At 65.7% G+C, this 19443-nt stretch carries 20 protein-coding genes; 16 read left to right on the top strand and 4 right to left on the bottom strand.

The window, feature by feature from the left end:
• Positions 1–14: 14 nt before the first annotated feature.
• The 6 genes from clpS to rdgB all read left to right on the top strand — a co-directional run bounded on the left by clpS (position 15) and on the right by rdgB (position 4371).
• On the top strand, positions 15–413 hold the full coding sequence (clpS, locus tag L0B83_RS02420) for an ATP-dependent Clp protease adapter ClpS (protein WP_234756653.1): 399 nt from the start codon (positions 15–17) through the stop codon (positions 411–413).
• Entirely contained in the window at positions 406–972 is a 567-nt protein-coding gene (locus L0B83_RS02415; protein WP_234756652.1) for a DUF2017 domain-containing protein, read from the top strand. Before clpS ends, L0B83_RS02415 begins: the two co-directional genes overlap by 8 nt.
• A gap of 95 nt (positions 973–1067) precedes the next feature.
• On the top strand, positions 1068–2099 hold the full coding sequence (murI, locus tag L0B83_RS02410) for a glutamate racemase (RefSeq protein WP_234756651.1): 1032 nt from the start codon (positions 1068–1070) through the stop codon (positions 2097–2099).
• Entirely contained in the window at positions 2096–2893 is a 798-nt protein-coding gene (locus L0B83_RS02405; protein ID WP_234756649.1) for an MBL fold metallo-hydrolase, read from the top strand. The genes murI and L0B83_RS02405 overlap by 4 nt, the downstream gene beginning before the upstream one ends.
• A gap of 81 nt (positions 2894–2974) precedes the next feature.
• Positions 2975–3733, top strand: coding sequence for a ribonuclease PH (gene rph / locus L0B83_RS02400; RefSeq protein WP_268820535.1), 759 nt, complete (start codon positions 2975–2977; stop codon positions 3731–3733).
• On the top strand, positions 3730–4371 hold the full coding sequence (gene rdgB / locus L0B83_RS02395; protein ID WP_234756647.1) for an RdgB/HAM1 family non-canonical purine NTP pyrophosphatase: 642 nt from the start codon (positions 3730–3732) through the stop codon (positions 4369–4371). Before rph ends, rdgB begins: the two co-directional genes overlap by 4 nt.
• A 70-nt stretch (positions 4372–4441) precedes the next feature.
• On the opposite strand, the gene L0B83_RS02390 is transcribed toward rdgB, so the two are convergent.
• From L0B83_RS02390 to L0B83_RS02380, 3 genes are read right to left on the bottom strand one after another with little or no spacing between them, the layout of a single operon-like run.
• On the bottom strand, positions 4442–5206 hold the full coding sequence (locus L0B83_RS02390; protein WP_234756973.1) for a VTT domain-containing protein: 765 nt from the start codon (positions 5204–5206) through the stop codon (positions 4442–4444).
• A 55-nt stretch (positions 5207–5261) separates the two neighbouring features.
• Positions 5262–6176: an NAD(P)H-hydrate dehydratase gene (locus L0B83_RS02385; protein ID WP_234756971.1), complete on the bottom strand. Its 915-nt coding sequence runs from the start codon at positions 6174–6176 to the stop codon at positions 5262–5264.
• Complete coding sequence (locus tag L0B83_RS02380; protein WP_234756969.1) at positions 6160–6918, bottom strand: histidine phosphatase family protein; 759 nt, start codon at positions 6916–6918, stop codon at positions 6160–6162. The genes L0B83_RS02385 and L0B83_RS02380 overlap by 17 nt, the downstream gene beginning before the upstream one ends.
• A gap of 195 nt (positions 6919–7113) precedes the next feature.
• On the opposite strand from L0B83_RS02380, the gene L0B83_RS02375 reads away from it, so the two are divergent.
• The 4 genes from L0B83_RS02375 (at position 7114) to L0B83_RS02360 (ending at position 10075) form a co-directional block, all read left to right on the top strand.
• Complete coding sequence (locus L0B83_RS02375) at positions 7114–8016, top strand: SDR family oxidoreductase (protein ID WP_372461117.1); 903 nt, start codon at positions 7114–7116, stop codon at positions 8014–8016.
• Positions 8017–8103: 87 nt separating this feature from the next.
• Complete coding sequence (locus tag L0B83_RS02370) at positions 8104–8364, top strand: DUF4235 domain-containing protein (RefSeq protein WP_234756645.1); 261 nt, start codon at positions 8104–8106, stop codon at positions 8362–8364.
• Between the two features lie 70 nt (positions 8365–8434).
• Positions 8435–9460, top strand: a complete 1026-nt coding sequence (locus L0B83_RS02365) for a 3'-5' exonuclease (protein WP_234756643.1) — start codon at positions 8435–8437, stop codon at positions 9458–9460.
• A 66-nt stretch (positions 9461–9526) separates the two neighbouring features.
• Positions 9527–10075: a DUF4395 domain-containing protein gene (locus tag L0B83_RS02360; protein WP_234756641.1), complete on the top strand. Its 549-nt coding sequence runs from the start codon at positions 9527–9529 to the stop codon at positions 10073–10075.
• 49 nt (positions 10076–10124) lie between these two features.
• Here L0B83_RS02360 and L0B83_RS02355 read toward each other — a convergent pair whose 3' ends face one another.
• The gene (locus tag L0B83_RS02355; RefSeq protein ID WP_234756640.1) at positions 10125–11207 is read right to left on the bottom strand and encodes an ADP-ribosylglycohydrolase family protein; all 1083 of its coding nucleotides are present in this window, start codon (positions 11205–11207) and stop codon (positions 10125–10127) included.
• A 59-nt stretch (positions 11208–11266) separates the two neighbouring features.
• Here L0B83_RS02355 and L0B83_RS02350 point away from each other — a divergent pair, with 59 nt between their 5' ends.
• The 6 genes from L0B83_RS02350 (at position 11267) to L0B83_RS02325 (ending at position 18910) form a co-directional block, all read left to right on the top strand.
• A complete protein-coding gene (locus L0B83_RS02350) occupies positions 11267–11641 on the top strand; it encodes a YidH family protein (RefSeq protein ID WP_234756638.1) in 375 nt (124 codons plus the stop codon).
• On the top strand, positions 11638–11988 hold the full coding sequence (locus L0B83_RS02345) for a DUF202 domain-containing protein (RefSeq protein WP_234756636.1): 351 nt from the start codon (positions 11638–11640) through the stop codon (positions 11986–11988). The genes L0B83_RS02350 and L0B83_RS02345 overlap by 4 nt, the downstream gene beginning before the upstream one ends.
• Before the next feature lie 136 nt (positions 11989–12124).
• Complete coding sequence (locus L0B83_RS02340) at positions 12125–13051, top strand: MIP/aquaporin family protein (protein ID WP_234756634.1); 927 nt, start codon at positions 12125–12127, stop codon at positions 13049–13051.
• 91 nt (positions 13052–13142) lie between these two features.
• A complete protein-coding gene (locus tag L0B83_RS02335; RefSeq protein ID WP_234756632.1) occupies positions 13143–14345 on the top strand; it encodes an exonuclease SbcCD subunit D in 1203 nt (400 codons plus the stop codon).
• Positions 14342–17362: an AAA family ATPase gene (locus L0B83_RS02330; RefSeq protein ID WP_234756630.1), complete on the top strand. Its 3021-nt coding sequence runs from the start codon at positions 14342–14344 to the stop codon at positions 17360–17362. The genes L0B83_RS02335 and L0B83_RS02330 overlap by 4 nt, the downstream gene beginning before the upstream one ends.
• A gap of 135 nt (positions 17363–17497) precedes the next feature.
• Complete coding sequence (locus L0B83_RS02325; RefSeq protein ID WP_234756628.1) at positions 17498–18910, top strand: MFS transporter; 1413 nt, start codon at positions 17498–17500, stop codon at positions 18908–18910.
• The last annotated feature ends 533 nt before the right edge of the window (positions 18911–19443 follow it).

The raw sequence follows: 19443 nt of genomic DNA, 5'->3' as shown, positions 1-19443 counted from the left end.
ATTAGAATGGACAAATGACCACTACCGTCGCCCCCGGCACCAACGCAGCCACCTGCACAGTGACAGACGCAGGCCTAAAGGGAGAAGAACGGACGGACATCTCGGAGCAGTCGTCCACCGACCTCCTCGGCGCCGCTGACATCCCTTGGAACCTCGTGGTCTGGAACGACCCCGTCAACCTCATGAGCTACGTGAGCTACGTGTTCCAAAGCTATTTCGGGTATTCCGAGGCCAAATCCAACAAACTCATGCTCGAGGTCCACAAGAAGGGCCGCTCGATCGTGGCGCACGGAGGAAAGGAACAAGTGGAGCAACACGCAGTTGCCATGCATGGCTACGGTCTGTGGGCAACGGTTGAAAAGGCAAGCAGTGGCGGCGACGGCCGGGGACGCAAGGGCGGCGCACGTGGCTAAGGCTTTCAAATACGGACTCAAGGGCATCACCGGCTATCTTGAGCCCGCCGAGCGCGAACTCCTGCGCGGGCTCCTGGACGATGTCATTTCCATGCTGGAGCCGCAGCAGTCCAGCAACGAGGATCCCCTCACGGCCCTGATCGGCCTGGACATGAACGTCAAGGAACCGTCCGATCGCGCCCTTCTGCGGCTTTTGCCGAACGTCATGAAGAATGACGACGCCGCGTCCCTCGAGTTCCGCCAGCTGACCGAGCGCTCGCTGCGGGAAGGAAAAATCGGCGCACTTCGGGCCACCGCCATGGGCCTGGACCGAAACGAGCTCGTCCTCACTCTGGAAGAGGCGAAGTTCTGGTCCATGGCCCTCAACGATGTTCGTTTAGTGCTGGCGGAGCGCCTCGATATCCGCGACGAAGCGGATGCGGACCATGTCCATGCCATGCAGGACTGGTCCCAGGCCGAAGACGTGGAAAGCTACTTGGCCCTCGTCTACAACTTCACCACCTGGCTCCAGGAATCGTTGGTCCAGGCCATGATGGCCGCGATGGACCGGAAGCCCTGAGTGGGGCTTGAAACCTTCCGTGTGACAAAACCGACACGAGGCCCCCGCCACATGTCGTGGCCGCAGCACACACCTTGGCCTATTCTCTAAGAATCATGAACTCAGCATCGGACCCAGAGCGCACGCCGGAAATACGGAATAACCGCGCACAAGACCCCTTGCTGGGATCACGCCCCATCGGCGTCTTCGATTCCGGTGTCGGCGGGCTCACCGTGGCACGGTCCATCATCGACCAGTTGCCGCATGAGTCGATCATTTATGTGGGGGACACCGCCAATGGGCCCTACGGGCCGCTTCCCATCGCCGAAGTCCGGGCCAACGCCCTCGGGGTCATGGACGAGCTCGTGGACTCCGGCGTGAAACTTCTGACGATCGCCTGCAACTCTGCCTCGGCAGCAGTCTTGCGCGATGCCCGTGAACGCTACACGGCCCGTTACGGGATCCCCGTTATCGAGGTCATCCAGCCCGCAGTGCGCCGCGCGGTATCAGCGACAAGATCCGGCAGGATCGGCGTGATCGGCACCTCGGCCACGGTGGGTTCCCGTGCGTACGAGGACACCTTCGCCGCTGCCCCCGACCTGGCCATCACGTCGGTCGCCTGTCCGGAATTCGTGAGCTTCGTGGAAGCCGGCATCACCACGGGCCCCGAGCTGCTGGCCGTAGCCCACGAATACCTGGAGCCGCTGAGGGACGCAGGCGTGGATACGGTGGTGCTGGGCTGCACGCACTATCCGTTGCTCACAGGCGTGATCTCCTATGTCATGGGGGATGACGTCACCTTGGTGTCCAGCGCCGAGGAGACCGCCAAGGACGTTTACCGTGCTTTGGCCACCCACGGGATTCAACGGACCGATACCGGCTTGCCCCGGCACGATTTCATGGCGACCGGCGACGCCGCACAGTTTGAAATCCTGGCCCGCCGTTTCCTTGGCCCGGAGGTCCTGTCCGTACGACATGTGGACCATGTGGCCGCCCAGTACCCGACCGGAAGCCTCGCCCGCATCACTCCGGAAATGTTGGAGGCCGCCCGCGCCGGCGGCCACCATGCAAGGACCTCCAATTTCGTCGACCCCGCACCCTTCACGGCGAAGGAATTCGGCGCCGCCGGCGGGGGCCGCATCCAGTGAAACTGACCATTGTGGGCTGTACGGGTTCCTTCCCCGGTCCCGGCTCTCCGGCGTCGTGCTATCTCCTGACGGCACACGACGGTGAACGCCAATGGAAGATCGTCATGGACCTCGGCAGCGGCGCCCTCGGGGCCATCCAACGGTACACGGACCTCGAAGACATTGACGCCATTTTCCTCACCCACCTGCACCCGGATCACTGCATGGACCTCTGCGGCCTCCACGTGGCCGTCCGCTGGAAGCCGGGCGGCTGGGGACGGGACAGGATTCCGGTGTGGGGTCCCGCCGCGACGGCCGACCGCATGGCCACCGCCTACGGCCTGGAGCTGGACCCCGGGATGCACGAGGAGTTCGACTTCAGTAACTGGAGCGAACGCCAATCCGTGAAGCTCGGGCCGTTCACTGTGACCCCATATGCGGTGAACCACCCGGTTGAAGAGGCCTACGCCCTGCGCGTGGAGGTCACCGAGCCGGACAAAGAGGGTAAAGCCGTGCGCAGGATCCTCACGTACTCGGGAGACACCGACTCGTGCCAAGGCCTTGAGGACGCGGCGCGCGACGCCGATCTCTTCCTGTGCGAGGCCGCTTTTGAAGAAGGGCGCGACGACGCCATCAAGGATGTGCACTTGACCGGCAAGCGTGCGGGCCAGGCAGCGGCAGCCGCGGGAGCCCGGCGCCTCCTGCTGACCCACATTCCGGTCTGGACATCGCAGACCAAGGTCATGGCGGATGCGCGGCCGGAGTTCCCCGGCGATGTCGCCGTCGCGGTTGCCGGAGTCCACTACACGGTCTGAACCTGTCACCGTCGGAGGGATCCGGACGTGCAGTCCGGCCCCGCAGTCCGGCGAGGGCCAGCGGATCGCTAAGCTTGCAGTATGACTTCCGAAGCGACATCTGTCCCCGTCATCCGCGCCGACGGCCGCACGCCCGATCAACTCCGTCCAATCAGCATCACCCGCGGGTGGTCCAAGCAGGCCGAAGGTTCTGCCCTGATCGAATTCGGCAACACGCGGGTGCTGTGCACGGCTTCCTTGACGGAGGGCGTTCCACGCTGGCTCAAGGGCGAAGGGCGCGGCTGGGTCACGGCCGAATACGCCATGCTTCCGCGCGCCACGAACACCCGCTCCGACCGTGAGTCCGTCAAGGGCAGGATCGGCGGACGCACCCATGAAATTTCCCGCCTGATCGGCCGCTCGTTGCGTTCGATCATCGACACCAAGGCCCTGGGCGAAAACACGATCGTCCTGGACTGCGATGTCCTCCAGGCCGACGGCGGCACCCGGACCGCCGCGATCACAGGCGCCTACGTGGCGCTCGCCGAGGCGATCCGCTTCGCCCGCGAGAACAAGATGATCGCCAAGAACGCACAGCCGCTGATTGACACCATCGCAGCCGTCTCCGTGGGAATCATCGACGGTATCCCGATGCTGGACCTGCCCTACATCGAGGACGTGCGGGCCGAGACCGACATGAACGTGGTAGTCACGGGCTCCGGAAAGTTCGTCGAAGTGCAGGGCACCGCCGAGGGAGCCCCGTTCGACCGCGATGAACTGAATGCGTTGCTGGACCTCGCCCTCATCGGTACGGGCGAGCTGGCGGCCATCCAGCGCGAGACCTTGGCCGAGGCCCCGTGAGCGTCGACACCGCCCCGCGGCTAGTCCTCGCCACCCACAACAAGGGAAAACTGCGCGAACTCAGGGAACTCCTCCGGGGGCAGGTGCCGGGACTCGACGTCGATACCCAAGTGATTGACGCCGCGGCGGCCGGCGCCCCCGATGTTGCCGAAACCGGCGTCACGTTTGCCGAAAATTCCCTTCTCAAGGCACGGGCGGTGGCCGAAGCCACGGGTATGGTGGCGATCGCTGATGACTCAGGATTGGCAGTGGACGTCCTGGGTGGAGCGCCCGGGATCTTTTCGGCCCGCTGGTCCGGGCGCCACGGTGACGATGCGGCCAACCTCCAGCTCTTGCTGGCGCAACTCTCGGATGTACCCGACGCGCACCGGGGAGCCGCCTTCGTCTGCGCCGCGGCGCTCGCTGTACCGGCCGCCGTTGACGGCGGGGCGCGCGAAGTGGTCGAGTACGGCCAGCTGGAAGGGACTCTCCTGCGCGAACCCCGCGGCGCGGGTGGATTCGGCTACGACCCCGTGCTCTTGCCCCAGGGGCTGGACCGCAGCTGCGCGGAGCTGAGTTCGGAAGAAAAGAATGCCATCAGCCACCGGGGAAAGGCCTTCAGGGCCCTGCTCCCGGCCATTGTGGAAGCCTTGCGCTGAAACCTGCTGAGGCAATCAACGAAAGAGGCACCCCGCAGACGCGGGGTGCCTCTTCTCTAAGCCAGTGGCCTCAGCGCTCGCCGTGCTTGCCGGCTTCGCGTCCGTCGATGAATTCTCCGGCGGGTTCCGCTCCGCGGTTCGTGGCCTGGCGCTTGGCCAGCAGGCCGCGGAGGACTTCCACGGCCACGGGTACCACCGAGATCAGGACGATGACCACGAAGATGATGTCCAGGTTGTCCCGGACCCACGGAACCTTGTCGCCGAGCAGGTAGCCGAGCAGCGTCACGCCGCCGCCCCAGAGCGCCGCGCCGATGACGTTGAAGATGAAGAACCTGCGCTTGTCCATCTGCGCGACGCCGACAATCACCGGAACGAAAGTGCGGATGATCGGCACGAAGCGGGCCAGGATCAGGGCCTTGCCGCCGTGCTTTTCAAAAAATGCGTGCGCGCTTTCAACGTTTTCCCGCTTGAACAGCTTCGAATCAGGCTTGTTGAAGATGGCCGGTCCGGCTTTGGACCCGATGAGGTAGCCGCTTTGGTTGCCGATGATCGCGGAAACGACAATGAGGGCGGCGAGTGCCCAGATGTTGAACTTGATGGTGTCCGTGGCGACGAGCAGCCCTGCGGTGAAGAGCATCGAGTCGCCCGGCAGGAAGAAGCCCACCAGGAGTCCCGTCTCCGCGAACACAATCCCGCACACGAGCAGGACCACCCATGGCGCCAAAGCGGGGTCGGCCAGGAAAACTTGGGGGTTCAACCAGTCGGGGAGGAGCGCGGACATATGCGGCTGCACCTGTCCAGCACCCCCGAAAGCGGATACGGCAAAGTCGTTCATCGCAGAAAGGGTCACCCTTCAAGGGTACGGGACAACCGCCGTCGGGCCCGTTCCTTCACGTGTTCAGTTCCATCATGAGCGGCGGTAGTTCGTCGGTAAGTTCCCTGGCGAGGTAGCCGGGGCTCCCTTTCCGGCTCGCCAGCCTGTCCCCGGCCGCGGCGTGGAGGTGGGATCCCCAGCAGGCCGCCTGCGCATCCGTCGTTCCGCGGGCGCGGAGGCCGGCGATGGTACCGGCCAGGACGTCTCCGCTCCCGGACGTTCCGAGCCCCCCGGAACCGGTAGTGATTTCCCAACAGGCCGTGGACCCGTCCGTATCCGCCGGGTCCGTGTTCCGGGGCCGGGCAATGATGCCCTGGCAGCTGACCACCGCCTGGTAGGTGTCGGAGACCTCGGCGGCATCGTTGCGGATGTCCGTCGGCTCCCGCCCGAGCAGCCTGCCCAACTCTTGAGCGTTCGGCGTCAGGATGAGCTGCCCGGCCCAAGGCTGGATATCGGGCAGGAGCCGACTCAGGATCCCCAGCGCGTAGGCATCGAGGATGACGGTCTGGTGCTCCTGGATCAGGCCGTTGCCCAGGAGGTTTCGCAGCAGCTGCTCGGTCTCGTCCGGGTCATCCAGCCCGGGGCCGATCAGTACCGCGTCGGCTGTCTGCAAGTCCGGGATTATTACCTCGTGTGCTGTCGAGCGGACGGAACCGGAGGAGGTTTCGGGCAAGCCGATCACGCCGGCCTCAGGCATGGCCACGGCCAAGGCGACGGCGGCGGATCCGGCAACGCCCAAGGTCAGGCGACCGGCGCCGGCACGGAGCGCGGCGGTGCCGGCGAGCAGGGCGGCGCCGGGGGTCTTGCGGCTCCCGCCGACGATCAACACCGAGCCCCGATCGAGCTTGCCCGAACCCAGTGCCGGCAGCGGCCAGTTCCGCAGAAGGGTAGGGGTGACCGGGACAGGCGTAAGGTCACCGCGGATGGACATCGGCGTCGCTTCCGTGCTCGGTGAGGGTGACACCTTGCTCCTCGAGATGGTCTGCCATGTTGAAGCTCTCCAGCGTCCAGGGGCCGTGGCCTTTGGCGCGGACATACCGCGTGAGGGAGGCGTTCAGAATGGTGGTTGTCATCGCTATGTCCAGGATTTCCTGTTCGGACATCCCCTCCAGGAGGTACCTGAAAAGCAGGATGATGGCGTCATGGCCCACAACGAGGAGCCGCTCCCGATCAGAGAATTGTTCAAGATCGGCGAGGAAGGTCCGCAGCCTCAGGGCGACGTCGGTCCAGGATTCGCCGCCCGGGGGCCGGTAGTAGAACTTCCCCAGCCATCGGCGGCGCCGGGCCTCATCGGGCAGCCTCAGTTCCACGCCCTTGGCGGTCAGCATGTCGAGGACGCCAAGCTCGCGGTCCCGGAGGCGCTCATCCACAAGGAGCGGCACCTCCCAACCGGCTGTCCCGATGATAAGTTCGGCGGTGCGGCGGGCCCGGGCATAGGGGGAACACCAGACCACGTCGGGGCGCCGCGATGGTGCGAGTCCGCTAAGCGAACGGCCCAGCGCCGCGGCCTGCTCGAGACCGAGCGGGGACAGGTCGACGTCGGCATCCCGCGCTGGGACGTCGATGACTTCCGCGCCGGATAGCCCCGCCCTCGAGGCTGCCACGTTTCCCAGGCTCTCACCGTGACGGACCAGCATCAGCTCGACGGCTCCATGGCCGGATGCGGCCTTCATGCGTTCGCTCACAAGAATCTCCTTCGTCCCGACTGGCAACAAGCCTAGCTATTCACGCGACCAAAGATAAGCATGCTGATGATCTTGTGTCTCCGGGGCGCTGGTTTTAGGTTTGAAGACGTAACGCACTTCAACTCTCCGGATTATGCGCAGGGAATCGGGTGATTCTCCTGGCCAACAGATGGAGGAATAGTGATGGCAGGTAGCATCGTTCCCGGGGATGACCAAGAGGCGGAACAGCACCCAGGGGGCGGCTCATTCGAGCCCCAGCCGCAGGATTACCCGGGTTGGACCGACGCGATGCATCCCCGCCCGGACCATGGCGAAAGCAGCTACGTCGGCCACCATCGAATGGAAGGGTTCCGGACCCTGATCACGGGCGCGGATTCAGGCATCGGGCGGGCTGCCGCGATTGCCTATGCCAGGGAGGGAGCGGACGTCGCCTTCACGTACTTGCCCGAAGAAGAGCAGGACGCCGTGCACACGGTCCAGTTGATCGAAGACGCCGGACGGAGCGCCTTGGCGTTGCCCGGCGACCTGTGCGACGAGGCCTTCTGCCAGGAAGTCGTGGCCCAGGTCATTGCCGAATTCGGGGGCCTCGATGTCCTCGTGAACAACGCCGGCTATCAAATGACCACCAACGAAGGAATCGCAGATCTCACGAGTGAACAGTTCGACCGGACTTTCAAGTCCAACGTCTATGCGCTCTTCTGGCTGACGAAAGCCGCGCTGCCACATTTGAAGCCGGGCTCAGCGATCATCAACGTCTCGTCGATCCAGGGGTACCACCCGAGTCCAAGCCTTATTGATTACGCTGCGACCAAGGCCGCCATCATCAACATGACCTTTTCCCTCGCGGAGTTGTTGGGTCCGCGGGGAATCCGCGTCAACGCGGTGGCTCCCGGACCGATCTGGACGCCGCTTCAGCCCGCGACCCAGCCGAGCGAAAAACTGGTGCACTTCGGTGAGGACACGCCCTTGGGGAGGGCCGGGCAACCTGCCGAACTGGCGGCGACCTTCGTCCTGCTGGCCACTCCGGAGTCGAGCTTCATGTCCGGGTCGGTCGTCGGCATCACGGGAGGGCGGCATTTAGCCTAGTTCTGCGTCGCGGGTGCCCTTGGCCTATGCTGATGCTAAGCATGCTTATCATGGTGGTGGCGCTGAGCTGACATATGGAGGAACGAGATGAACGTCCTGATCAAGCTACTTGGCCTCGTTGTCGGGATGGTCGCAGGGGTTGCGGCCAACAAGGCCCTGGAGGCCATCTGGAGCAAGTCCACCGGAAAGCCGGCACCCAAGGATGCGACCAATCTGGAACACTCCTTGCCGGGAGTGCTGCTGTTCGCCTTCTCCGGGGGCGCCATAGGCGCGGTCATCCACGTGCTGACCCAGAGGACAACCAAGAAAGCCCTGAACAACCTGCAGGAGACGGCAGACGAAGTCTGAAAGACGTCCCTGGCGCGTGGCGGCCATCACCACCGGCGGCGGGACCCCTTTCCACCTGTAACCTTGTCCAGTGGCATTGGACTTTACGGCGATCGACTTTGAAACTGCGAACGGCTTCAGGGGTTCTCCGTGCTCGGTCGGGCTGACCAAGGTCCGCGGCGGCGTCGTGGTGGAAGAAGCGTCGTGGCTCATGCGGCCGCCGGAAAATCACGACCATTTCGAGTACCACAACACCCGGATCCACGGCATCCGCGCCGAGGACGTCGCCGGGGCTCCGCGCTTTGGCGAACTCTTCCCTGAAATCGGGGCTTTCATCGGCGGGGACATCCTTGCCGCCCACAATGCGGCGTTCGATCTGGGCGTCATCCGTTCCGGACTCGAAGTTTCCGGCCTGCCCGGCCCGGCCTACGAGTACGTCTGCACGGTGATGTTGTCACGGCGCTGCTATTCCTTGGTCTCCAATTCCTTGCCCTACGCCGCGGAAGAGGCGGGCGTGCCCCTCGTGAACCATCACGACGCCGCGGAGGACGCCCGGGCATGCGCCGGGATCCTGGTGGACATCGCGCGCAGGAACAACGCCAACAGCATCGCCGAGCTGTACTTGTCCCTCGGCTTGGCGATTCCCAAGCAGCAGGCCTTCGAGCCAGGGGACGGACTGTCCAAGCAAACGCTCGCGGCGCTCGCCGGCGCCGGCCGAGGGGGCGCCGCGTTCGGCGGCCGACCCGGCGTCGGGAATGGCGCCGGCCAGCTTGGGCGCGCCTGGAGCGGTTGGCCTGAAGAAGGCGACAATCCAGCGCCCAACCCCGCGGCGGAACCGGGCCACCCCCTCTTCGGGCAGACGGTCGTTTTCACGGGTAAGCTTGCGATGGCCCGCCCGGAAGCCAAACAGCGGGCCGCGGACCTGGGGGCGAAGCCGGAGAGCCGCGTGACCGGAAGGACAACTGTCCTGGTGGTGGGCGACGGTTTTGTGGCCGGCGATCTCCGGAACGGCCGCCTCACCGGCAAAGCCAAAAGGGTCCTGGAGTTGCACAGCCGCGGCCAGCAGATCGAGGTGCTGTCCGAGGGCGAGTTCCTGCAAATGGTCGGCGGACGCTAGCCCGGCACATTTCACATGGAGCAACAAAGCTTTCCGTTTGTGTCGCGGCGCTCCTAGCCTTGAGCCATGACACAGGGACAACAGGCTGAGGTTGCAGAGTTCACCACAGGAGCGCCGGCTTCGGCAACTACCGGATGGCGGGCCGTCTTTGCTTTCCCCAATCCGGTCAACGAGTACGCCGCGAGGATCACGGCCGGGCTGGTGGTTGTTGCCGCGGTGGCCACCCTCGTGGGTGGCTTCGGTTGGGGGCTCGTGCTGATCGCCGTCGGTTTCTGGCTGCGGGTGTTGTTCGGGCCGAGGATCTCGCCGTTTGCCTTGCTGTCCGTCAAGGTCCTGGCTCCCCGGGTTGGTCCGGCCAAACTTGTCCCCGGGCCGCCCAAGCGTTTCGCCCAGGGAATCGGCGCGGCGCTCAGTACAGCGGCCGTAATCCTTTACTTTGCCGGTTTCGCCGTGGGTGCCTGGATCCTGCTCGCCCTGCTGATCGTCGCTGCGTCCCTTGAATCGTTCCTCGGCTTCTGCCTGGGCTGCGCCATTTTCGGCCTCCTGCAAAAGCGCGGCCTCATTCCCGAGGACGTCTGCGAAGCGTGCAACAACATCGCGCTTCGCGCGCGCTGAACCGCGGGCCGCGCGCTGAACTTCGGGCTGGGCGCTGAGCCGCCGGCTGTCAGCCGACGGTGACGGCGATGAGCCGCTGTGCCATCCCGCGGATGACCTCAGGAGCTTCGAGGGCTTCGAGCCAGTCCGGGGGTAGTGCCTCTTCGCCGTGGAGCGCGCCGAGAATATTGCCCGCGATCGAGGCGGTGGAGTCACTGTCACCGCTATGGTTCAACGCCACGGCAATGGCCCGGCGGAAATGGGCCGCCGGATCATGCCGGTCTTCGGTCTCCGCGGCGGTCGCCAGCACAGCATAGAGCCCGACGGCGAGTGCCTCCTCCGCCACCCAGCCTTCGCCCAGGTGCGCCGTGAGTTCCTCGGGGCTGAGCAGCGGCCCCGAAGACAGTTCCAGCGCTTGGCGCAGGCGGTCCAGGACTTCGGGGGCTGGGTCCGGCAGCGCCGCCACCACGCCCAGTGCGTGCTCAGCCGCCGTGCGTACGTCCGAGCCCGCGGTCAGTTGGTGCACCAACACGCTGAGGGCGCCCGCACTCTGCCGCGCCGAAGGGTGTCCGTGGGTCAAGGAAGCGGCATCGGTGCTCAGCTTGTAGACCGCTGCCTCGGAAATGTGGGGGACCAGGCCGAAGGGAGCGGACCGCATGACCGTGCCGCAGCCCTTCGAATCCGGATTCACCGGGCGCGACGGTGTCCCCATTTCGCCCGTGGCGAGCCCGCTCAGGCACGCCTTGCCAGGATGCCGGCGATGCCGCAGTACCTCTTGGCTGTCGATCCAGCGGGGCTGGGGAACGGGAGCCGAGGCGGGCGCGGCCACGCCCTGCGTGGCGAGCCATCGCAGGTAGGCGAGCCAGAGGCACGCCGTTTCATCGGCGGCCACGCCGTCGTTGGCCCACTCGAGGGCTTCCACCAGGCCGTCGACGGTGTACAGCGTCATCTGGGTGTCGTCCGAGAAGTGGCTCCCGCCGTCGAGCTGCCCGAAAGATGTGAGGCCCGCGGCGCCGAAGCGCGAACGGATCGTGGCGATGTCGTCGAACTCGACGGCGTAGCCGAGCGAATCGCCCAGGGCGCCTCCCAGCAGGCAACCGTGAACCCTTGACTCGAAGGATGGCACGGAAGAGGGGGACGGTTCAGCACTCATAGTGGTAATTTACCGTGGCTGCCAGACCCGCCCCCAACTGCCCGCTGATACGGTGGCTCGTGAACCAGGAGGCAATGATGCGCGAACCCGTGTGGCGGAAAACCGGAAAGACTCCGGACTACAGATTCTCCCTGGCCAATGAGCGGACTTTCCTTGCGTGGATCCGGACGTCGTTGGCGCTGCTTGCCGGTGCCGTCGCCATCGATCAACTTGCTCCGAACATCGCACCGCAGCCGGTGCGCATCGTCCTGTGCGTTGTGCTGTCCATCATCGGTGCTGGCCTGGCATGGCTTGCCTACCGCCGTTGGGGGCAGATGGAGGCGGCCATGCGCAACGACCAGGCCTTGCCGTTTTCACGGGTCATGCTGCTCATGACCATCGTGGTGGCGGCGGCGGCCTTTACTTTTGCCGTGCTGATCCTGGTCGCGCGTTGACCGTTGAATCCAGTGACCGGGGGCTGCAACCGGAGCGGACCGCGCTCGCTTGGCGCCGGACCCTGATGTCGCTTTTGGTGGTGGATCTCTTCATCTGGCGCAGGTGGTTGACGGCTGGAGCCGGTGCGGGCCAACTGCCCACAGGGATACCGGGCCTCGACTTCCAGGGAATCTGCGCCTTGACGGCCGCCGCCGCGACGATCGTGCTGGGCTGCGTCCTGTGGCTCAGGTCCCATCAACTGCACCACGGCGCCGAGGAAGCCTCCGCTGTCTTGATCCTTGCAAGCGCCTTGTCCATTATGGTGCTCGCCTGCGCTGCGGTCGCAGCAATCGCGTTCGGCGGCTAGGCTCGAATTCAGGAATCATCCAGACTCGGCTGACACGATGCTGCGGGGCAAGAGCGCGGACCTCTGCACGGCTTCTTGCCCGGAGCGTTCGCCCACGCGCCTGACTGCCGAACTTCGAACAAAGGAATCCCCAGACATGACCACGACCGTGTCCACTCCCTCCTCCCGCGGATCCCGGCTCCTTGCCCGGGCGTCCGCTGAAGCTCTGGGGACGCTGTTCCTTGTGGTTATAGGCCTGGGCGTGCTGATCTTCATCAACCCCCAGGCGGTTCCGATGCCGGCGTCGCTGGCCAGCGGCCTCACCGTCACTGCTGCCATGCTGGCCTTCGGTTACCTGTCGGGCGGCCACTTCAACCCGGCCATCACCGTTGGCCATCTGGTTGCGGGACGCATGAAGCTCGTGGATGGAGCCGCGTACGTTGTGGCCCAGATTGTCGGCGGTTTGCTGGGCGCGCTGGCGATTTTCGGCGTCGTGCGGACCGTTCCCGGGATTACGGACAGCCGCACGGTCTTTGACACGGCAACCTCGGGCTTTGGCACGCACTCCAGCTTCCAGGTTCCCGTGACCGGCGTCATGCTCATTGAGGTCCTCGGCGCCGCGCTCCTGGTGGGGGTCTTCCTGGGGGTCACCGCCCGCCGCAATCCCAGCAAGCTTGCGGCACCGTTCGCCGTCGGCCTGACGGTCGCTGTCCTGCTGCAACTGGGTCAGTCCACCGGAAACCTTGCCTTCAACCCGGCCCGGGCCACTGCATCCGCCATCTTCAGCTCCAGCTGGGCAGTGGAGCAGCTCTGGCTTTTCTGGGCCGCACCGCTGGTGGGCGCGGCGATCGCGGGCCTTATCTTCCGCGGCTTCGGCGAGGCCACTCCGGCCGCCGTCCCCGAGGTCCAGGAGCCGTTGCCGGCCGATGTCCGGGACGAAAAGTCCGCCGAGGATGCTGAAGCGGCTGCCCCGGAAGGTGCGGCCGAGGTTTCCGCGCCTGCTGTGGAGCCCGCCGCGGCGCCCGTCGAAGCGAAGCCCGACGTCGACCCGGCCCGCGAATTCTTCGACGGGAAGCGGGACTGACGCAGGAACTTCGGCTGCCAGGGAGGCCATGTTAAGGGTGGTGCCGCCGCGCCGCGCCAATAATGTCCGTGCCTCCGGTTAGCTTGAAAACATGAGGCTTTTGCACACGTCGGACTGGCATCTGGGACGTTCCTTCCATGGCGTCGGGATGCTTGACGCCCAGCGCAATTTCATCGAGCAACTGCTGGCAGTCATCCGGGAACAGTCGGTGGACGTCGTCCTCATTGCGGGCGACGTGTACGACCGTGCCCTGCCGGGACTGGACGTTGTGAAGCTCCTCGACGAGGCCCTCGTGCGGATCACGGATGCCGGCGCCAAGGTGGTGTTGACCAGCGGCAACCATGATTCCGCGATCCGCCTTGGTTTCGCGTCACGCCTGCTCGAGCGCGGGGGAGTCCATTTGCGGACCCGGTTGGAGGATCTCGATTCCCCTGTCGTGTTTCCCCTGGACGGCATTCCCTTGGACGGCGGCGACAGCGGCGTCCGGCCGGGAGCCCCGGTGCTTGCCGTCTACGGGATCCCCTACCTTGAACCCCGGCTTGTCGCCGAACGGCTCAACACGCAAACCGCGAGCCACTTTGACGTCACCCAGGCCGCGGTGCAGCGCATCCACCAGGACATTGCGCGGAGAAGCGAAGCAGGGCCGGTGCACTCGGTTGTCCTGGCACACACCTTCGCGAGCGGAGGCATCACCTCGGACAGCGAACGCGATTTGAGCATCGGCGGCTTGGGGGCAGTGCCGCTGGATCTCTTCGATGGCTTTGGGTACACGGCCCTCGGGCATCTGCACGGGCGCCAGGAACTTTCGGCGCACGTCCGGTATTCGGGTTCGCCGCTGGCCTACTCATTCTCCGAGGCCAAGCACCGGAAGGGCGCATGGCTGATCGATGTCGGCGTCGACGGTGTTGAGAGCGTGGAGGAAGTTCTGTGGGAAGCTCCACGGGAGTTGGCGGTTCTCCGCGGGAAGCTCGCCGGCCTTTTGGAATCGGAGGAATATTCCTGGGCCGAGACTGCGTATTGCCAGATCACCCTCACGGACGCTTCGCGCCCGGCCCAGGCTATGGAACAGCTGCGGACCCGGTTCCCGGACACGTTGGTGCTGGGCTTTGACCCCGAAGAGTCCGCGGGCAAGGCCAAAGCCAGCTACAGCAGCAGGCTCGCAGAGGCCGAGGATGATCTTGGTGTTTGCTGCGGCTTCCTCGACCATGTGCGCGGGAGGCCTGCTGACGACACTGAACTCGCCGCCCTCCGTGAGGCTTTGGAAGCGGTCCGGCTGGAAGGAGCAGAGCTGTGAGGATCCATCGCCTTGAAATCGAAGCTTTCGGCCCGTTTGCCGGGGTACAGTCGATCGATTTCGACCAGCTGGGGGCCCAGGGCCTGTTCCTCTTGAACGGCGCCACCGGCGCCGGCAAGACAAGCGTGCTCGACGCCATTTGCTTTGCGTTGTACGGCTCGGTGCCGGGCGCCCGCCAAGACGGCAAACGCTTGCGGAGCGACCACGCGGAACCGGCTGCGGAGCCGAGGGTCCTGTGCGAATTCTCGGCGCGCGGCAGGCGCTTTGAGGTCACGCGCTCCCCGGCATGGGACAGGCCAAGTGCCAGGGGACGCAAGGGCTTCACTACCCAGCAGGCTAAAACCCTCCTGCGCGAATGGGTTGCTGGCGCCTGGGAAGAAAAGACGTCCCGCAACGATGAAGCGGGCATGGAGATCGGTGACGTCCTGGGAATGGACCGGGAACAGTTCACCAGGGTGGTCATGCTGCCGCAGGGAGACTTCGCGGCTTTCTTGCGCTCCAAGGCGTCCGACCGGCTGGATCTTCTGCAGAAGCTTTTCGGAACCCAGCGATTTGAAGCAATCGAGCAGCAGTTGGCGCTCCAAGCGACCGCCGCACGCGCAAAAGTAGAGGAGAACCGGAACGAGCTTCACGTACTCGTTCAGCGCGCAGAGGCGGAGTATGCGCAACTTGGCATAGAGCCCGCGGTCGACCCGGATCCCGATGTCCCTGAGTCCAACGAGTCCACGCCTGAACTCCGGCTCGGGGACCTTGAGGCCCGTGCCGGGGACGAGGCTCTCCGACGGCGGCAAGCCGCGGCCTCTGCCGACGTCGTCCGGCTTCAGTTGACGGACAAGCTCAACTCCGCGCGGGAACGTGTTCAACGGCATGCCAAGCTCGACGCCGCCACTCGCCGGCGCGAAGCCCTTGCCGCAGGGGCGGCTGAAGTTCAGGAATTCCGCGAGCGTCTTGGCCGTCACCGGAAAGCCGCCGTGCTGGGCGGACAGCTCGACGCCGTGGACCGCGCCGCGAAGGTCCTCGAACTGGCGAGCTCGAAGGCGGAGTCGGCAACGATGAAGCTTCGTGCCGCCTCTTTGGACGCAAGCGACCCGGGAACCTCGCTGGCGAGGATTCAAGAAACCATCGCCGTCCTGGAGGCGAGGACCGCGGATGAACAAAAACTCGAGGACATCACTGCCAGGCTCGATGCGCTCGGGCTGGCGGCGAAGCGGCGGGAGGAGGCCAACGCGGCGCGGTCCCTTTCCTTGGCCGGGCTTCGCTCGGACGCAGCTGCTTTGGAAAGCGAGCTGGGCCCGCTGGAGGAGGCCGCCTTGGAACTGCCCCTGCGCGAAAGCGAAGCGGCGGCAGCGCAGAACACCGTGCAGACAGTGGCCCGCTATAAAGGTGCCCTCGATGCCCTGTCCGCGGCAGGGAAGCGCCACGCGTTTGCCCGGGCGCTTTCCCAGGACCTCCGCCAACTCTGGCTGGACCTCCGCGAATCCCGGCTCGCAAACGCCGCGGCCGAGCTCGCCGCGAAGCTGCATGACGGTGAAGCATGCCCTGTCTGCGGAAGCGCCGAGCACCCTTCCCCGGCAGCTGCCGGGCATACTGCCCTGGCCCTTGCCGAGGAAGAGCAATCTGCCCACGAACGGTATGACGAGAGCGAGCACGAACTTCTCCAAGCAGCAGGTGAGCTGGCGTCTGCCGAGCAGGAAGTTGCCGTGCTCGCCGCCCAGGGCGGAGACGTCGATCCAAAGGAAGCCGATTCGGCGGCGGCCCGGGCCAGAGACGCCCTGGCGTCGGCACGTTCCGCGGTGGAAAGGCTCGAGCAGAGCAAGCGGGCGCTCGGGGACGTGCTGGCGCGCATTGCCGGCTTGGAACAGGAGCAAAGCAAGGAAGACACCGCTGCCGCCCAGGACGAGTCCACCATCGCCCTGCTGAAGGAACAGCGTGCGTCACTGGACGGATTGCTTTCAGGCCTTCGTGACGGCTTCGACTCCCTGCGGGACAGGATGGAAGCACTGGCCGGCCAACGCGAGCTCTTGGAGTCCGCCGTCGCCGCGGGCCGTCAGCTGGACAGCGCCCGGAACGCCCTCGACGAGGCATCGGCAGCTTTGGACCGCGCCCTTTCGGCCACCGGATTCGACACCGCGGAGGCTGCCCGGAGTGAAATGCTCGACGAGCATCAGGCCGCGGGGCTGGATGAAACCGTCAGGGCCGCAGAGACCGAGGCCGCCCGCCTTGCGGAGCTCTTCGAGTCCGAGGATCTCGTGCTTGCGGCCAAGGAAGTCCGGGCCGGGGACGTGCCGCTCACCGCCGTCGAACTCGCCGCCCTTGAACAGGAAGCCGGCGAAGCGGAAGAAACTGCCCGCCTGTGTGCCGTCGCTGCGGGACTTGCCGCCCGTACAGTGACGAGCCTGGCCACGATCCGTGCCCGGTACGAAGAGGTCTCCGCCGCCGGCCGGGAGCCGCGCGAACGCGCCAGGGTGCTCACCGAACTCGCGGAAACTGCCCGGGGAGGCGGCGACAACAGCTACAAGATGAGCCTCAACAGCTATGTGCTGGCCGCGCGCCTCGAACAGGTCGCGGCGGCGGCGTCGGAGCGGCTTATCGCCATGAGCGACGGCCGCTACACCCTGCAGCACACGGATGCCAAAGCAGCCCGGGGCGCGAAATCAGGCTTGGGACTGGAAGTCGTGGATGAGTGGACCGGCCAGCGGAGGGACACCGGCACCCTGTCGGGAGGGGAGTCGTTCATGGCTTCGCTCGCGTTGGCCCTGGGGCTTGCGGATGTGGTCCAGCACGAGGCCGGGGGTGTAGACATCGAAACGCTGTTCGTGGATGAGGGCTTCGGGAGCCTTGATGACCAGTCGCTTGAGCAGGTCATGGATGCACTGGAAGGCTTGCGCGACGGCGGCAGGGTAGTTGGGCTGGTGAGCCACGTTGCCGAGATGAAGCAGAGGATCAGCAGCCAGTTGCAGGTAATCAAAAACAGGAACGGCTCAACTGTGCGAATTGTGGACGCCTCGGCAGCTTAGACCCCTCTTCAGGGCACTCCGCCAGGGACGGGGTCGCCGCTGACGGGCACAGCCTTCCGGTAGGATTGGAGGGTTACACCGGGTCGCGCGCATCGGGAGGAGGGACGATGCGCACCCTTGAGCGAACCCGGAACAATGAACCCCTCCTCACAGAACTCCGCGTCGAACACCGCACTCCAGGCCGCCCCTGCACTTCCACCGGCGGGCCCGTCGGCTGGGTCCCGCCCGTCGCGTCTACCCGGGCGCTTTGCGCGCTTGCCCGAACTCGCAGGCCGGAACTTCCTGCCGCTTGGACTCTTCGCGAGGCTTCCCCTCGCCATGCTGACCGTCGGTACCCTCACTCTTGTTACGGCTGTCAGCCATTCTTACGCGATCGGCGGCCTGGCTGCTGGAGCCGTCGGCATCGGATCGGCCCTGGGCGCGCCGGTACTCGGCTTGCTCGCTGACCGCTCCGGCCAGCGCCCCGTCCTGCTCGTAGCGGCCGCTGTCAACGCAATGATGGTGATCGCCTTGATCGTTGCCGCGTACCTGACGCCAGATTTCGACGCCCCTTCGGACTCGATTGCCGTCTTGGCGGCGGCTTTCCTTGCTGGAGCGAGTTGCCCGCAGGTAGGGCCCATGGCCCGTGTCCGGTGGATGGCCCTGACAACGCAGAACCTCGGCATCCGGAAGCCCGCGGCCGGGAACAGTGCCGCCGGCCCTGGAAGTGTTGTGTCCAGCCGCGCAGACCTGGACACCGCGTTGTCCTACGAGGGAACCGCGGACGAGATCACTTTCGTGCTGGGTCCGGCGCTGGTCGGTATCCTGGCCAGCCTTGTTGCTCCGTGGCTCCCGCTCGCGGTGGCGGCTGTACTCACGGCCACCCTCGTTCCGGCTTTCGCCGTCCACCCAACAGAGTTGGCAGTGGTTCCGGCAAAGCGCAGGCCGCGAACCGGCGTCGGGAGCGGCTCGGCGGACCAGAAACCGGGCGTCGGTGCCGCGGCCTGGCTGAAGGTCGCCGTTCCAGTGCTGGCCATGGTCTGCATGGGAACGTTCTTCGGTGCCACCCAAAATGCGCTGAGTGCGTTTTCCGCCCAGTTCGCCACGGCGGAAATTGCGGGACTGATGTATTCCGTCGTGGGCCTCAGCTCCGCCGTCGCAGCGTTGTCCGTTGCGTATTGGCCGCAGCGTTTCGGGCTGGCCCTCCGCTGGGTGCTCGCCGCGGCCGCGATGGCTGCTTTCTCTCTTCTGTTGTTCCTTCCCGCCGGGATCTGGCCGATGGTCATCGTTCTGTTGGTGCTCGGAATTCCCGTGGGACCCGTCATGGTGACGGTCTTCAGCATCGGGGGAGTGGTGGCACCCGCCGGCCGCATGGCAACGGTGATGACCGTCCTGGCGAGCGGGATCGTGGCGGGTACGGCAATCGGTGCCTACCTTGCCGGCCAGTTGGCCCAGGCTCAGGGTGCGGGCGCCGCCTTCGTGGTCTCGACGGCCGCGGCTGGCGCGCTCCTGCTGCTCGGCATGGTTGCGGGCCTGGTCCTCAGGCGCAGGCCAAGCCCCCAACCCTAACGACGCCCGGTCACTTGTCGCCCGTTTTTGGGGGATGCCGGGTCACTTATCGCCGGGTTTTGGGGGATGCCGGGTCACTTGTCGGCCGTTTTTGGGGGACGCCGGGTCGTTTGTGGCCGGTTTTTGGGGGAGGCCCGGTCGTTTGTGGCCGGTTTTTGGGGGACGCCCGGTCACTTATCGCCCGGTTTTGGGGGACGCCCGGTCACTTATCGCCCGGTTTTGGGGCTTTCAGATCACCTGCAAGGGGGTCCCCGGTCTTGGGTGCCATATGTGGACGGGGGTTGCCGGGTTTGGCCCCGTATGTGGACGGGGGTTGCCGGGTTTGGCCCCGTATGTGGACGGGGGTTGCCGGGTTTGGCCCCGTATGTGGACGGGGGTTGCCGGGTTTGGTGCCGTATGTGGACGGGGGTTGCCGGGTTTGGTGCCGTAGGTGGACGGGGGTTCCCGGTTTTGGTGCCGTAGGTGGACGGGGGTTCCCGGTTTTGGCGCCGTAGGTGGACGGGGGTTCCCGGGTTTGGCCCCGAAGGTGGACG

Origin of the sequence: Arthrobacter alkaliphilus, assembly GCF_021483235.1 — a bacterium.
GTDB classification, from domain to species: domain Bacteria; phylum Actinomycetota; class Actinomycetes; order Actinomycetales; family Micrococcaceae; genus Arthrobacter; species Arthrobacter alkaliphilus.
The sequence above is the reverse complement of the archived record's forward strand: the minus strand, read 5'-3'. Positions and strand labels throughout refer to the sequence as shown.

Excerpts from the sequence above, each read along its gene's own strand:
- L0B83_RS02380 (WP_234756969.1), bottom strand. The coding sequence starts at position 6,918 with ATGAAGGCCGCATCCGGCCATGGAGCCGTCGAGCTGATGCTGGTCCGT.
- murI (WP_234756651.1), top strand. The coding sequence starts at position 1,068 with ATGAACTCAGCATCGGACCCAGAGCGCACGCCGGAAATACGGAATAAC.
- rph (WP_268820535.1), top strand. The coding sequence starts at position 2,975 with ATGACTTCCGAAGCGACATCTGTCCCCGTCATCCGCGCCGACGGCCGC.
- clpS (WP_234756653.1), top strand. The coding sequence starts at position 15 with ATGACCACTACCGTCGCCCCCGGCACCAACGCAGCCACCTGCACAGTG.
- L0B83_RS02370 (WP_234756645.1), top strand. The coding sequence starts at position 8,104 with ATGAACGTCCTGATCAAGCTACTTGGCCTCGTTGTCGGGATGGTCGCA.
- L0B83_RS02335 (WP_234756632.1), top strand. The coding sequence starts at position 13,143 with ATGAGGCTTTTGCACACGTCGGACTGGCATCTGGGACGTTCCTTCCAT.
- L0B83_RS02340 (WP_234756634.1), top strand. The coding sequence starts at position 12,125 with ATGACCACGACCGTGTCCACTCCCTCCTCCCGCGGATCCCGGCTCCTT.
- L0B83_RS02385 (WP_234756971.1), bottom strand. The coding sequence starts at position 6,176 with ATGTCCATCCGCGGTGACCTTACGCCTGTCCCGGTCACCCCTACCCTT.
- L0B83_RS02325 (WP_234756628.1), top strand. The coding sequence starts at position 17,498 with ATGAACCCCTCCTCACAGAACTCCGCGTCGAACACCGCACTCCAGGCC.
- L0B83_RS02390 (WP_234756973.1), bottom strand. The coding sequence starts at position 5,206 with ATGAACGACTTTGCCGTATCCGCTTTCGGGGGTGCTGGACAGGTGCAG.
- L0B83_RS02360 (WP_234756641.1), top strand. The coding sequence starts at position 9,527 with ATGACACAGGGACAACAGGCTGAGGTTGCAGAGTTCACCACAGGAGCG.
- L0B83_RS02375 (WP_372461117.1), top strand. The coding sequence starts at position 7,114 with ATGGCAGGTAGCATCGTTCCCGGGGATGACCAAGAGGCGGAACAGCAC.
- L0B83_RS02355 (WP_234756640.1), bottom strand. The coding sequence starts at position 11,207 with ATGAGTGCTGAACCGTCCCCCTCTTCCGTGCCATCCTTCGAGTCAAGG.